This window comes from Bradyrhizobium sp. 482_C4_N1_8 (assembly GCF_052075965.1).
Lineage (GTDB): Bacteria > Pseudomonadota > Alphaproteobacteria > Rhizobiales > Xanthobacteraceae > Bradyrhizobium > Bradyrhizobium barranii.
Genome location: NZ_CP197231.1, coordinates 1,329,990 through 1,342,598, shown reverse-complemented (window position 1 = coordinate 1,342,598; position 12,609 = coordinate 1,329,990). Strand labels below are relative to the sequence as shown.

Below are 12,609 nucleotides of genomic sequence, written 5' to 3'. Positions count from 1 at the left end.
CTCTTCTTAGAGCGTGGAAGGATGGAAGCGGTCGATGCCGAGATCGCCGATGCGGGTCTGGGTGCCGCCATTGACGATCAGCTCGGCCATCACGGCACCCGCGCCGGGGCCGAGCTGGAAGCCGTGCAGCGAGAAGCCGAACTGGTGATAGAGGCCCTTGTGGCGGCTGCTCGGTCCGAACACGGGGATATCGTCCTTCATCTTCGCCTCGATGCCGGCCCAGGCGCGGACGATCGTCGCGCTGCGCATCACCGGGAACAGCTCGAACACGGTGCGCGCGCTGATCGCGAGGCTCTTCCAGTCCAGCACCGTCTCGTTGCGATCCTGATAGGGCGTGGCCAGATGGCCGCCGCCGATCAGCACGGTGCCGTTGGAGAATTGCTTGAAGGACAGTTTGCGCCCGCGCAGGATCACGACGGGGTCGATGAAGTGCGGCACGCGCGAGGTGATCATCAGCATCGGCGCCACGGTCTCGACCGGAACGGGCTCGCCGAGCGCGGCGGCGATGTTCCCGGCCCAGGCGCCGGCGGCATTGACGAGCACCGGCGCGGCAAAGGTCTCAGTGCCGACGTCGACGTGCCAGAGACCGTCGCTGTACCGGATATTGCTGGCGGCAACGCCTTCGCGCACGGTCGCACCTAACTGCTCGGCCTTGCGCCGGAACGCCGTCGTCGTCTGCGCCGGATTGGCGGCACCATCGCGGCGCGACACGACCCCGCCGGGGCAAGTCTCAGCCACGGCCGGCACCAGTCGCCGCAATTCAGTCGCGTCGATCAGCTCCTCATGGGTGAAGCCAAGCGCATTCAGCTCAGCGACACGCGCGCGGCAGACCGCGAGCTCCTCCTCGTTCTCCGCGACGAGAACCTGACCGTAACTCTCAAAGCTGCAATCGTCGTCGAGGAGATCGGTAATCTTCTCCCAGATCCCCATCGAGCGGATCGAGAGCGGGATTTCGGGCACGTGCCTCGCGAGCTGGCGAACGCCGCCGGCATTGACGCCGGAAGCATGGCGGCCGGCGTAGTCTTTCTCGATCAGCACCGGCTTCATGCCGGCGAGGCACAGATGCAGCGCGGTCGAGCATCCGTGGATGCCGCCGCCGACGACGATCGCATCCACGTTTTGGGTCATCCGCGCACCACCGCCTTGATGTCCGCCTCGCTCTTCGGGACGGCGGCGAGCTCGGCGAGCGTGATCGGCTTGACCGGCGCGCGCAGCCGGTAGTAGCCGATCTCCTGTGCCGTCTTGCCCCGCGCCTGCGCCATCAGCTCGGTCACGGTGAGGCCGCAGAGCCGGCCCTGGCACGGCCCCATGCCGGTGCGGCGATAGGCCTTGAGCTGGTTCGGTCCGGTCGCGCCGATGGCGACGGCATCGAGAATGTCCTTCGCGGTGACTTCCTCGCAGCGGCACACGATGGTGTCGCCCGTGGGAATGCGGAACTGGGGCGCGGGGCGGAACAGCGTGTCGAGGAAGACGCGGCCGCGCTCGGCCTTGGCGAGATCGGCGCGGAGCGTCGCCATCGGCGCAAGTTTTGTCGCAACCGCAGGCGCCAATGCCTCCACCGCCGCGCGCGCCGCGATGCGGCCACGGACCACGGCCGCATTGGCACCACCGATGCCGGCGCCGTCACCAGCGATCGCGATGCCCGCGACCGACGAATTGCCGCTCGCATCCAGCACCGGCGACCAGCACAATTGCAGATCATCCCAGCGATGCTCGATTCCGGCCGACATCGCCAGATTGACGTTGGGCACGACGCCCTGATGCAGCAGCAACAGGTCAGCAGGAATGGTCTCACGCTTGCCGCCGGCGATATAGCTCACATTCGCGAGCTGGCCATCACCGGATGCCGAGAGCTCGGTGACGCCGGAGACGACCTGCACCTTGGCCTTCACTTCGCGCATCATCGACAGGCCCTTGGTGAAATAGGGCGAGGTCAGGAAGGCGAAGGCGTGCGGCAACGCGGCGAAGTAATTGCCGCGCTCGGTGGTGTCGAGGATGCGATCGATGCGGCCGCCCAGCCGCAAGATCTGCGCGGCGAGCAGCCAGAGCAGAGGCCCCTGCCCCGCGATCACCGTGCGTCCGTCAGGCACCAGCGCCGATGATTTCAGCATCGTCTGCGCGGCGCCCGCGGTCATCACGCCCGGCAAGGTCCAGCCGGGAATCGGGAACGGCCGCTCCAGCGCGCCGGTCGCGAGGATCACGCGCTGCGCCTTGAGGAAAGCGGATGCACCGCCGATCGATACGGCGATCTCGAGGTTGCGGTCGAGGCTCCAGACGGTGGCGCGATGGATAATCTCGGCGCGGCTCGCGCGGAGCGACTGAACGAGGTCGGCACCGACCCAATAGTCGGCGCCGAGCTGGTCGCGGTCGGTCACGGGCGTGGACGAAATGGCGCGAAACACCTGGCCGCCGGGGCCGATGTTCTCGTCGAGCAGCAGCGTCGACAGGCCGGCTTCGGCGGACGTCGCAGCGGCCGCGAGGCCGGCGGGCCCGGCGCCGATCACCACGACGTCATAGGCTTCGCGCTTGGGAGCCACAGTCATTTTCCGATCTCCCGCTTGCCCTTCTGAATCTCGATCTGCATGCCCTCGGCGACGGGCACCAGGCAGCCCTGGCGGTTACCGACGCCGTCGATGGTGACGAGGCAGTCGAAGCACACGCCCATCATGCAATAGGGCAGACGCGGCGCGCCGCTCACTGCGGTGGAACGGCGCGCATCACAGCCGGAGGCCAGCAGCGCGGCAGAGACGGTGTCGCCCTGGCGCGCCGCGATGGCTGTGCCATCCACGAAGATCTGGACCTGCGGTCGCTTGTCCTGTTCGGATCGTCTAAACATGGGATGCCTCTTGGCTCCTTTAGATATCTCTAATAGCCGCTGTTGTTCGCAGCACCGGCGGCGCCGAAACGGCTGGCCGAAAACGCGCCGACCAGCTCCGGCTCGAGCGCGCCAGCTGCGACCATGCGCGCGATCTCGAAAGCGTGGTTGGAGGCGAGCGTCACGCCGGAATGGCAGCAGGCGACGAAGGCGCCGGGATGCGTCTCCGACTGGTCGTAGATCGGAAAGCCGTCCTGCGGCATGACGCGGATGCCGGCCCAGCTCCTGACCACGTTGAGCCGCGACAGATGCGGAAACATCCTTTGCGCGCGATCGGCCATCACAGCGCTGACGGAATGCTTCAGCGCGCGATCGTCGAGCTCGTCCTCCTTGCTGTCGCCAATCATCACCGTGCCCTCGTCGGTCTGGCGGATCGTGGTCAGCGGATGCGGCAGGAACGGCATGGTGCGCTCGGTCACCACGATCTGGCCGCGGGTCGGGCCCATCGGCGCGTAGAGGCCGACCATCGGCGCAAGCGTCTGGTTGGCATTGCCGGCCGCGAGCACGATCTTGGCGGCGTGCAGTTCGCCCTTCGGCGTGGTCAGGCGGAATTCGCCACCACTCTTGCTGATCGCCGAGACCGGGCGCTCCGGAAAATAGTCGATGCCGAATGCCTTGAAGCCGGTGTGGAAGGCGCGGAAGGTCCGCAGCGAATTGACGTGGCCGTCGAGCGGACAATAGCTCCCGCCGGACACCTCCGGACCAATCAGCGGCAGCGCCTTCTTCACCTCGGAGGCGGAGAGCATCTCCATCTTGTAATCGGCAGCACCGGTCTGGTTGTGCATGCGCTTCACCAGCTCGGTGCGCTGGCCGAATTCGTCGTCGCCGAGCGTCAGATGGAAGCCACCGTTCTGTTGAAGCGAGACATCCAGGCCGGTCTGTTGCTTGAGTTCGGAAGCAAGCTGGCTCCACGCTTGTGACGCCTGCACGGTCCAGACAGTATAGGCCGGCATGCCGAGCCCTTTGCTCTGAACCCAGACCAGCGCAAAATTCGCGCGCGAGGCGCGCTTGGTGATGTCGCCTTCGTCGAGCACGGCCACGCTCTTGCCGAGCCGGCCGAGGCCCCAGGCAATGGCGGAGCCGAGCAGTCCGCCGCCGACCACAGCGACGTCGTAGTCTCCTGACATAAATTTCTCCTATCGTCCCGTATCGCCCTTGCCGGCGAGCACACGGTCGAGTCCGTAGAAGCGGTCGAGCAGAATGAGGGCTGTCATGGTGATCGCGATCACGCAGGCCGAGACCGACGTGACCAGCGGATCGATGTTGTCCTGGATATAAAGGAACATGCGCACCGGCAACGTCTCGGTGCCGGGCGCCGCGAGGAAGACGGTCATGGTGAGATCGTCGAAGGACTGGATGAAAGCGAGCGCCCAACCGCTGATGACGCCGGGCAGGATCAGCGGCAGCGTCACGCGGCGAAACAGCGTCCAGCCGTTGGCGCCGAGCGAGACTGCCGCCATCTCGACCGAGAGGTCCATGCCGGTCGCCGCCGCCAGCGTCAGCCGCAGCGCGAACGGAAACACGATGATGACATGCGCGATGATCAGCGCGGCAAAGCTGCCGCCGAGGCCGGCCGAGGTGAAGAAGCGCAGGAAGGCGATGCCGAGCACGACATGCGGGATCATCAGCGGCGACAGGAACAGCGCCGCGAGCGCATCGCGGCCGCGGAAGCGATAACGCGCGATCGCGAGCGCTGCCGGCACCGCGAACAGCAGCGCCACGAAGGATGAGAGCGCACCGAGCCCCAGGCTCACCCAGAAGGCATGGATGAACTCGGGATAGTTGGCGATCGCCCTGAACCAGCGCAGCGAAAAGCGGTTGGTCGGCAGCGACAGGAAGCCTTCGGGCGTGAAAGCAACGAGGCATACCACCAGGATCGGCGCGACCATGACGATGACGAAGATGGTGTGGAAGATCAACGCGAGCGGGCCGTTCCGGCTCATCGGAACACCTCCGCGTAGCGGCGCTCGATCAGCGCGTTGCTGCCGACGACGATCAGCACCAGCGCGACCAGCAGCAGCGTTGCGACCGCTGCACCGAGCGGCCAGTTCAGCGTGTTGAGGAATTCGTCGTAGGCCAGCGTCGCCGCGACCTTGAGCCGGCGGCCGCCGATGATCGCGGGCGTCGCGAAGGCACTGGCGGAGAGCGAAAACACGATGATCGCGCCCGACAGCACGCCCGGCATGATCTGCGGCATGATGATGCGGCGAATGATGGTCACCGGCCCCGCACCGAGCGACATCGCGGCGTTCTCGATCTGCGGATTGAGCCGCTGGAGCGCGGCCCACACCGACAGCACCATGAACGGCATCATCACATGGGCGAGCGCAACCACCATCCCTGTCTCGGTGAACATGAAGGGAATGGGCGAGCGGATCACTCCGAGCGACATCAGGAGCTTGTTGACGAGGCCGTTGTTGCCGCCGAACAGCAGCGCCCAGCCGAGCGTCCGCGCCACCACGGAGATCAAGAGCGGCCCGAGGATGATCAGCAGGAAAAAGCTCTTCCAGCGGCCGCTCATGCGGTTGAGGATGTAGGCTTCGGGTGCGCCGAGCAACGCGGTGAGCAGCGTTGTCAGGATCGCGATGCGAAACGTCCGCCAGAACATTTCGGCATAATAGGGATCGGTCGCGATCTCGTGCCAGTTTTTGAGGATGAAGACCGGCTCGATGCCCTTGTACTGACCCCAGTCGTGGAACGACAGCATCACCGTCATCGCCAGCGGAATCAGCAGCACGCCGACGAACAGCATCAAGGCGGGCGCCGTCAGCGCCCATGGCGCACGCGCGTTGCGCTCGTCAGCGGCCGTGCTCATGCGCCGGCCCTCGCGCGCACGCTCATGTCCTCGGGCCGCCAGACGAGGCGAACCGCCTCGCCCTCAGCCGGCGGCGCCGTCCCGTCATTCTGGCGGATCACGATCGCGGGCCCGCATTCGCTGTCGCACTGGAACAGCCAGTGATTGCCCTGGAAGATGCGCGTGACGATCTTTGCGCTGAGCCCCGTATCGCCAAAGCCGATCCGTTCAGGGCGAATGCTGACAGTGACGGGGCCACTGAGCCCGGCCGGCGCCGGCGCGTTCCAGGAGCCAGCCACCAGCCGCACCGGCGTCGCGGTCCGATCAATCGTCGCCGCAAAGTCGTTGGTCTTGCCGAGGAACTGCGAGACGAAGGCCGAGGACGGCTTCTCATAGGTCTCCTGCGGCGAGCCGATCTGCTCGATGCGGCCCTGGCTCATCACCACGATGCGGTCGGACAGCGACATCGCCTCGTTCTGGTCGTGGGTGACCAGGATCGTCGTGGTGCCGATGGTGCGCTGGATCTGGCGCAGCTCGATCTGCATCTCCTCGCGCAGTTTGGCGTCGAGATTCGACAGCGGCTCGTCGAGCAAGAGCACGCTCGGCTTGATCACCAGCGCGCGCGCCAGCGCCACGCGCTGCTGCTGACCGCCGGACATGCGGCGCGGATGGCGGTCCTCAAAACCGGCAAGCCCGACCATCGCGAGCGCGGCGCGGACGCGCTCGGCTCTTTCGGCGCGCGGCACGTTGCGCATCTCGAGGCCGAACGCGACGTTCTCCGCCGCCGTCATGTGCGGAAACAGCGCGTAGCTCTGGAACACGATGCCGAGCCCGCGCTTCGCGGGATGGATCGCGGTCAGGTCCTTGCCCTCCAGGCGGATCGCGCCGCGTGTGGGATCGAGGAAACCCGCGATCATCTGCAGGGTCGTGGTTTTGCCGCAGCCGGACGGGCCGAGGAAGGAGATGAACTCCCCCTTCCCCACCGACAGACTGAAGTCTTCGACCACAGTCTGCGCGCCGAACTGTTTTGCGACCCGATCGAGCTCGAGATAGGCCATGCGCTGTCTCCGCAACGATCAGATCAACGCTCGACCTCGCGATTCCAGCGCTTGGTCCACTCCTCGCGCTTCTCGTTGATCACAGTCCAGTCCGGATTATAGAGCTTTGCCGCGCGCTCGCCGATCGGCGCCATCTTGCCGAGCTCCGGCGGTACCACCAGTGATTTCAGCACCGGGCCGTAGCCGTAGTCCTTCAGCATCACGAGCTGGATTTTTGGATCGAGCAGCATCTTGACGAAGTTCGATGCAAGCGGCGAGGCATTCGGCTTGGTGATCGGACACGCCGTCGTCAGCAGCGTCGCCGCGCCTTCCTTCGGATAGACGAAGTCGACGGGGAAGCCGGTGTTGGCGAAGCTCTGCACGCGGCCCGTGCCCCACACCGCGATCACGGCCTGGCCGGACTGGAACAGCTCGGTCATCTTGCCCGGCGACGGCTCATAGGCCAGCACGTTCGGATTGATCTGCTCCTTGAAGATCTTGAAGCCGGAATCGACGTTGGTCTCGCCGCCGCCGTTCATCTTCGACAGCATCACCAGCGCTTCGAGGCCGTAGGTGTTGTTGATCGGCGGGATCACGAGCTGCTTGGCGTATTTCGTGTCCTTCAGATCGTTCCACGAAGTGGGTGGCGCCCAGCCTTTCTCGGCGAACACCTTGGTGTTGTACATCAGGCCAGTCGCGACGATGCCGATCGCAACGGCGCGATCGTCCTTGAAGCGGGCGGTGTCATAGAGATCGGCGGCCGGCAAGCCTTCGAGCTTGCCGCAGAAGCCGAGCTGGATCGCCTGGTACATCGGGCCGTCGTCGACGATGGCAACGTCGATCTGCTGGTTGCCCTTCTGCGCCTGAAGCTTGGCCAGCGTATCGGTGGAATTGCCGGCGACGTACTCGACCTTGACCCCGTTCTCCTTCTCGAAGGCCGGGATCACCTCGTCGCGGATGGTCTTCTCGAACGAGCCACCGTAACCGGCGACATAGAGCGTTTTCTGCTGGGCCGAGGCGGCAGACGGGACGGCGATGAGCGCTGCGATGCTGACCGCGGTCAGAAGGCTGAGAGTCTTCATATGGACCGATCTCCAATACCGGGATGAGGTGACGTGCCGAAAAATCTCTGACTGAGGCGCCTTCCGCATTTCCTTCCGCGCCAACCCTCTCCGGACAGGGCTCCGGCCCCTGTTCGGTAGGTTTTGGCGCGATTCGGAGGTTTGAACCCCTCCAATCTGCCGAAAAAGCGGGCTGTCTCCAGTCCTGATGAAAAAGATCGCAAACCCGAGCTTCCATCGTCCAATGAATAATGGCACCCTCTGCATGCATAAATGTTATGGATGGAATTGGGGATGGCGCGGATCAATCCGCGGCAGGTGGAGGCCTTCCGCGCGACGATGCTGACGGGCAGCGTGACTGAGGCGGCGGCGCTGATGACCGTGACGCAGCCGGCGGTCAGCCGGCTGCTGCGCGACCTCCAGGCGCTGCTGAAAATGGAGCTGTTCGAGCGGCGCGGCACTGGCCTCGTGCCGACCGCCGCGGCGATGGCGCTCTATACCGAGGTGGAGCGTTCCTTCGTCGGGCTCGAACGCATCACGGCGGCCGCCGAGGAAATCCGTGGCCGCCGCACCGGCTCGCTGCGCATCGCCGCGCTGCCGGCGCTGTCGAACGGCTATCTGCCGCGGCTCGCCGGACATTTCCTGAAAGAACGGCCCAACCTCAACCTCGCCTTCTTCGGCGTGATCTCGCCGATCGTGGTCGATTGGGTGCTCAACAATCAATGCGACATCGGCTTTGCCGAGGTGCCGATCGCCCATTCCGGCCTGCCGAGCCAGCGGCTGCCCGCTTTGGCGCGCGTCGCGGTGCTGCCGACCGGTCATCGCCTCGCGGAGAAGCAAGTTCTGGAGCCGCGCGATTTCGAGGGCGAGACGTTCATCTCGCTGTCGGCGGGATCGTCGAGCCGGCATCTCGTCGACCAGGTCTTCCATCGCCACGACGTCCGCCGTGTGCTCAGGGTCGAGACCACGCTGTCGGAGATCATGTGCGGCATGGTGTCGTCGGGATTAGGCGTCGCGATCTGCGATCCCTTCACCGCGCAGGAATTTTCCACCCGCGGCGTCGTCGTGCGCCGCTTCCTGCCGCGCATCGACTTCGAATTCTCCGCCGTTTTTCCGGCGCAGCGCAGCCCCTCGCCGGTGGCGCTCGATCTCGTCGAGACCATGCGCAAGGCGCTCGTTGAATTCGAGGACGACGCAACGCTCAGCCGTTGAACGCGGCCTGCGCCTCCGGCAGGTCCCAGATCTTGCCGATCGCCGCACTGCCCGCCGCCGTGATCGCCGCTTCATCGGCGCCGAGATAGCCACCCTCATCGACCAGCATGCGGCCGTCCACCATGACCTGATCGATGTTGGCGCGGTTGGCGAGCGCGATCAGCGCGCGGCGTGGGTCGAACAGCGGTTGAAGATGCGGATGGGTGAGATCGACGACGGTGAGATCGGCGGTCGCGCCGGGCTCGATCCGGCCGAGATCAGGCCGATTGATGACGTCGGCGGCGACTGCCGTATTCGCTTCGATCAGCTCCGGCGAGCTCGCGACATCGGCGCGGGCTGAGGTGACCTTGGAGATCAGCGACGCCGCATTGAGCTCGCCGAGCAGGTCCATGTTGTAGCCGTCGGTGCCGACCACGGTGCGCACGCCGTGCTCGGCGAAGCGGCTGAACGCCGCGGTGACGCCGGCGCGCGCGAACACGCGCGGGCAATTCAGCACGGTCATACCGCGCGCGGCCATCAGCTTGAGATCGTCGTCGGTGCTGAACATGCAGTGCGCGGCCATCAGGTCGGGCGCGAGCAGGCCGAGCCAGTCCAGATATTGCGCCGGCGTGCGGCCGCCATAGCGCTTGCCGATGGTCTCGACCTCGGCACGGCTCTGCGCCATGTGCGTCGTGATGGGCACGCCAAGCTCGCGCGCCCGTGCGGCGCAGGCCTTCAGCAGATCGGGGCCACAGGTGTCCGTGGCGTGCGGGCTCATCGCAAGACTGATGCGGCCGTCGCCGCGATTATTCCAGCGCTGATAGAGCGCGTCCCACGTTGCCATGTCGGCGGTGCCGTCGTCGCCGGAATAATGCACCACACCGTCAGGTCCCGCCTTGGCGTCCGACGTCGAGAACAGATACGGCGCGCCATAGAAGCGGATGCCCATCTCTTCGGCGGCATCGAACATCTCCGGGATCGAATTGCGGAACGGCTCCATCACGGTGGTGGCGCCGCCCTTGAGGAGCTGGAGGATGCCGAGCCGCGCGACCGCGATGCGCTCTTCCGCCGACAGGATATCGGCACCGCGCTTGGTCAGCGGCAAGAGCACCGTATAGACAATGCTCTGGTTGTTCTTGCGGCCGTTGCCGTCCTCGGTATGGCTGCGCGCCACCGCTTCGGAGAAGCAGTGATTGTGCAGATTCAAGAGACCGGGCAGCACGAAGCGGCCGGGGCGATCGTAGATCTCGTCCGCGCGCGGCCTGTCGCGCGTGACCGCGGCAATCTTTTTGCCTTCGATCAGGACCCAATGGTCGCGCAACACGTCCTGCGCGCCGTCTTTCCGTGACAGCACATAGCTGCCGAAAATTGCTGTGGTGCTCATGCGGGGCGCACGTTCCAGAAGACGGCGGTGCCGTCGAGAATGCCGGTGATGGCTTTGCGATAGGCGGTCGGCTGCTTGTACAGGCCGATCGGAATATAGGGGATTTCGTCGAACGCGACCGTCTGGATTTCGCGGCAGATGCGCTGCTGCTCGGCAAGCTCGGAGGCGGCCAGCCACTGGCTGCGCAAGGGCCCCATCCTCTCGCTCGCGTACCAGCCGGCGACCTTGCCTTCGCCGCGGATGTTGGTGTTGCCGGCCGGATTGAGCCAGTCGATGCCCTGCCAGTTGCCGACCGCGGCGCTCCAGCCGCCCTGCCCGATCGGGTCCTTCTTGAGCTGGCGCTGCAACACGACGGCGAAATCGAGCCCGGCATATTCGACGTTCATGCCGGCCTTGCGCAAGCTGTCGACCGCGATCTCGCCCAGCGGCTTCTGCGCCAGCGAGTTGGTGGGGACCAGCACTACGATCTTCTCGCCATTGTAGCCCGCGGCCTTCAGCTCGGCCTTGACCTTGGCGTAGTCGCGCGGCCCGCGGAACACGTCGAGGCCGACGTCGCTCGCCATCGGGGTATCAGGCGCGAAATAGCCGATCGGCGAGACCTGGAACGCCGGATCGGTACCGGCCACGGCCGTCATGAACGCGGATTGATCGATCGCACCCAGCAGCGCGCGGCGCACGGCAGGATTGTCGAAGGGCGGCTGCAGATGATTGAGGCGCAGCATGCAGGCGTAGCCTCTGGGGTCAAGGATGCGCGTCTCGATATCGCCGGCGGCCTTGATGATCGGCAGCAGATCGTGCGGCGTGGTCTCCTGCCAGTCCTGCTCGCCGGTCTGGAGCGCGGCGACGCCGGTGCCGGCATCGGGCGTGGTGGTCCAGACCACGCGGTCGTAATGCACGATCTTCGGACCCGCGGTCCAATCCGGTTTGCCGTCGGTGCGCGGCTGGTAGCGCTCGAATTTGGCATAGGCGTTGCGGGCACCCTGCACGCGCTCGTCGGCGAGATAGCGGAACGGGCCACTGCCGATCACCTCGGTCAGCGGCTTGAACGGGTCCTGGCTCGCCAGCCGCTCCGGCATCATGAAGCAGGGATTGATCGCCGCTTTGCCGAGCGCCTGCGGCAGCAGCGGGAACGGACGCTTGAGGCGGAAGCGGATGGTGCGGTCGTCGGCGGCCGAGAGCTCGGCGGTCGCCTCCAGCAGCTCGCCGCCAAAGCCGTCGCGCGCCGCCCAGCGGCGGATGCTGGCGACGCAGTCGCGGGCCAGCACACGTTCGCCATCGTGCCAGAACAGGCCATCGCGCAAGCTGAGGTCCCACTGCAGCAAGTCAGCGGAGATGGCGTGGCCCGACAGCATCTGCGGCGAGACCTGGAGCGAGGAGCTCATGCCGTAGAGCGTGTCGTAGACCATGAAACCATGGTTTCGCGACACCTGCGCGGTCGAATAGATGGGGTCGACGAAGGCGAGGTCGATGACGGGAATGAAGCGCAAGGTGCTCTGCGCTTCGGCGCGGACGATGCCCGGCAGCGACAGCGCCGGCATTGCTGCGGCAGCCTTGAGGAGCGAGCGGCGGGAGATCGGCATGACAAAAGGCTCCTGAAGGATCTTACGTGTTCAACAACACCGCGCCGATTGCAGCGGCGACCGCCTGCTGCGCCGGCTCGATCACGGGCACACCGATCGCATCCGCGATCGCCGCGCGGTGCGAGGCCATGCCGGCGCACCCCATCACCACGACATCGGCGCGGCATTGAGTGACCAGCGCGCGGCCGGCATCGACCAAGCGGCCGCGGATATCGGCGCCTGCCGTTTCCGCCGCACTCGCGCCGACCGACCAGCTTCCGGCGTAACGGCTATCGACGCCCATCACCCGCGCCATGCGTTGCTGGCGGCGGATGCTCGACGGCGACAGCGCGATGATGCCGAAGCGTTCGCCCAGCATCAGCGCGCGAAAGATTCCGCATTCGGCGATGCCCAGCACCGGGCGTCCGCCGGCGGCCTCACGCACCGCATGCAGGCCGGGATCGCTGAAGCAGGCGAGCACGAAGGCATCCGCATCGTCACGCGTGACGCGGTTGACCAGCGGCATGACCACGCTATCGGCATCGCGCTGCGAGCTGATGCCCGGCGGTCCTTCGGCGAGGCCAACCACCTCGATGTCAGGCCCGCCGGCAATGCGCAGCGGCGCGACCGCCTCGTCGATCGCCGCCGTCACCGACGCCGAGGAGTTGGGGTTGATGACGAGGATGCGACGACGGGTCATGGTGCTGC

12 protein-coding genes are annotated in these 12,609 nt (G+C 66.0%); 1 reads left to right on the top strand and 11 read right to left on the bottom strand.

Annotation, left to right across the window (positions count from 1 at the left end; all coding sequences use genetic code 11):
- Positions 1 to 6: 6 nt before the first annotated feature.
- Genes AB7Z56_RS06265 through AB7Z56_RS06230 form a run of 8 tightly spaced genes read right to left on the bottom strand, consistent with a single transcriptional unit; the run spans position 7 to position 7,788 of the window.
- Positions 7 to 1,128, bottom strand: coding sequence for an NAD(P)/FAD-dependent oxidoreductase (locus tag AB7Z56_RS06265; RefSeq protein ID WP_283017566.1), 1,122 nt, complete (start codon positions 1,126 to 1,128; stop codon positions 7 to 9).
- Entirely contained in the window at positions 1,125 to 2,543 is a 1,419-nt protein-coding gene (locus tag AB7Z56_RS06260) for an FAD/NAD(P)-dependent oxidoreductase (RefSeq protein WP_063981060.1), read from the bottom strand. The genes AB7Z56_RS06265 and AB7Z56_RS06260 overlap by 4 nt, the downstream gene beginning before the upstream one ends.
- On the bottom strand, positions 2,540 to 2,836 hold the full coding sequence (locus AB7Z56_RS06255) for a (2Fe-2S)-binding protein (protein ID WP_063981059.1): 297 nt from the start codon (positions 2,834 to 2,836) through the stop codon (positions 2,540 to 2,542). The genes AB7Z56_RS06260 and AB7Z56_RS06255 overlap by 4 nt, the downstream gene beginning before the upstream one ends.
- Positions 2,837 to 2,865: 29 nt before the next feature.
- The gene (locus AB7Z56_RS06250; protein WP_063981058.1) at positions 2,866 to 4,002 is read right to left on the bottom strand and encodes an NAD(P)/FAD-dependent oxidoreductase; all 1,137 of its coding nucleotides are present in this window, start codon (positions 4,000 to 4,002) and stop codon (positions 2,866 to 2,868) included.
- 9 nt (positions 4,003 to 4,011) lie between these two features.
- Entirely contained in the window at positions 4,012 to 4,818 is an 807-nt protein-coding gene (locus AB7Z56_RS06245) for an ABC transporter permease (protein ID WP_063981057.1), read from the bottom strand.
- Positions 4,815 to 5,690 (bottom strand): ABC transporter permease, encoded by an 876-nt coding sequence (locus tag AB7Z56_RS06240; protein WP_063981056.1) that lies wholly within the window; start codon positions 5,688 to 5,690, stop codon positions 4,815 to 4,817. The genes AB7Z56_RS06245 and AB7Z56_RS06240 overlap by 4 nt, the downstream gene beginning before the upstream one ends.
- On the bottom strand, positions 5,687 to 6,727 hold the full coding sequence (locus tag AB7Z56_RS06235; RefSeq protein WP_063981055.1) for an ABC transporter ATP-binding protein: 1,041 nt from the start codon (positions 6,725 to 6,727) through the stop codon (positions 5,687 to 5,689). Before AB7Z56_RS06235 ends, AB7Z56_RS06240 begins: the two co-directional genes overlap by 4 nt.
- A gap of 23 nt (positions 6,728 to 6,750) precedes the next feature.
- On the bottom strand, positions 6,751 to 7,788 hold the full coding sequence (locus tag AB7Z56_RS06230) for an ABC transporter substrate-binding protein (RefSeq protein WP_063981054.1): 1,038 nt from the start codon (positions 7,786 to 7,788) through the stop codon (positions 6,751 to 6,753).
- A gap of 273 nt (positions 7,789 to 8,061) precedes the next feature.
- Here AB7Z56_RS06230 and AB7Z56_RS06225 point away from each other — a divergent pair, with 273 nt between their 5' ends.
- A complete protein-coding gene (locus AB7Z56_RS06225) occupies positions 8,062 to 8,979 on the top strand; it encodes a LysR substrate-binding domain-containing protein (RefSeq protein WP_063981053.1) in 918 nt (305 codons plus the stop codon).
- Here the strand turns inward: AB7Z56_RS06225 and AB7Z56_RS06220 are convergent.
- Genes AB7Z56_RS06220 through AB7Z56_RS06210 form a run of 3 tightly spaced genes read right to left on the bottom strand, consistent with a single transcriptional unit; the run spans position 8,969 to position 12,601 of the window.
- A complete protein-coding gene (locus AB7Z56_RS06220) occupies positions 8,969 to 10,342 on the bottom strand; it encodes an amidohydrolase family protein (protein WP_063981052.1) in 1,374 nt (457 codons plus the stop codon). The two genes, AB7Z56_RS06225 and AB7Z56_RS06220, sit on opposite strands and share 11 nt — an antisense overlap.
- The gene (locus AB7Z56_RS06215) at positions 10,339 to 11,922 is read right to left on the bottom strand and encodes an ABC transporter substrate-binding protein (protein ID WP_063981051.1); all 1,584 of its coding nucleotides are present in this window, start codon (positions 11,920 to 11,922) and stop codon (positions 10,339 to 10,341) included. The genes AB7Z56_RS06220 and AB7Z56_RS06215 overlap by 4 nt, the downstream gene beginning before the upstream one ends.
- Before the next feature lie 22 nt (positions 11,923 to 11,944).
- A complete protein-coding gene (locus AB7Z56_RS06210) occupies positions 11,945 to 12,601 on the bottom strand; it encodes an aspartate/glutamate racemase family protein (protein WP_063981050.1) in 657 nt (218 codons plus the stop codon).
- Between the last annotated feature and the right edge of the window lie 8 nt (positions 12,602 to 12,609).

What these genes read in the sequence shown, in the direction of transcription:
- AB7Z56_RS06265 (WP_283017566.1), bottom strand. Translation starts at nt 1,128, where the DNA reads ATGACCCAAAACGTGGATGCGATCGTCGTCGGCGGCGGCATCCACGGA.
- AB7Z56_RS06260 (WP_063981060.1), bottom strand. Translation starts at nt 2,543, where the DNA reads ATGACTGTGGCTCCCAAGCGCGAAGCCTATGACGTCGTGGTGATCGGC.
- AB7Z56_RS06255 (WP_063981059.1), bottom strand. Translation starts at nt 2,836, where the DNA reads ATGTTTAGACGATCCGAACAGGACAAGCGACCGCAGGTCCAGATCTTC.
- AB7Z56_RS06250 (WP_063981058.1), bottom strand. Translation starts at nt 4,002, where the DNA reads ATGTCAGGAGACTACGACGTCGCTGTGGTCGGCGGCGGACTGCTCGGC.
- AB7Z56_RS06245 (WP_063981057.1), bottom strand. Translation starts at nt 4,818, where the DNA reads ATGAGCCGGAACGGCCCGCTCGCGTTGATCTTCCACACCATCTTCGTC.
- AB7Z56_RS06240 (WP_063981056.1), bottom strand. Translation starts at nt 5,690, where the DNA reads ATGAGCACGGCCGCTGACGAGCGCAACGCGCGTGCGCCATGGGCGCTG.
- AB7Z56_RS06235 (WP_063981055.1), bottom strand. Translation starts at nt 6,727, where the DNA reads ATGGCCTATCTCGAGCTCGATCGGGTCGCAAAACAGTTCGGCGCGCAG.
- AB7Z56_RS06230 (WP_063981054.1), bottom strand. Translation starts at nt 7,788, where the DNA reads ATGAAGACTCTCAGCCTTCTGACCGCGGTCAGCATCGCAGCGCTCATC.
- AB7Z56_RS06225 (WP_063981053.1), top strand. Translation starts at nt 8,062, where the DNA reads ATGGCGCGGATCAATCCGCGGCAGGTGGAGGCCTTCCGCGCGACGATG.
- AB7Z56_RS06220 (WP_063981052.1), bottom strand. Translation starts at nt 10,342, where the DNA reads ATGAGCACCACAGCAATTTTCGGCAGCTATGTGCTGTCACGGAAAGAC.
- AB7Z56_RS06215 (WP_063981051.1), bottom strand. Translation starts at nt 11,922, where the DNA reads ATGCCGATCTCCCGCCGCTCGCTCCTCAAGGCTGCCGCAGCAATGCCG.
- AB7Z56_RS06210 (WP_063981050.1), bottom strand. Translation starts at nt 12,601, where the DNA reads ATGACCCGTCGTCGCATCCTCGTCATCAACCCCAACTCCTCGGCGTCG.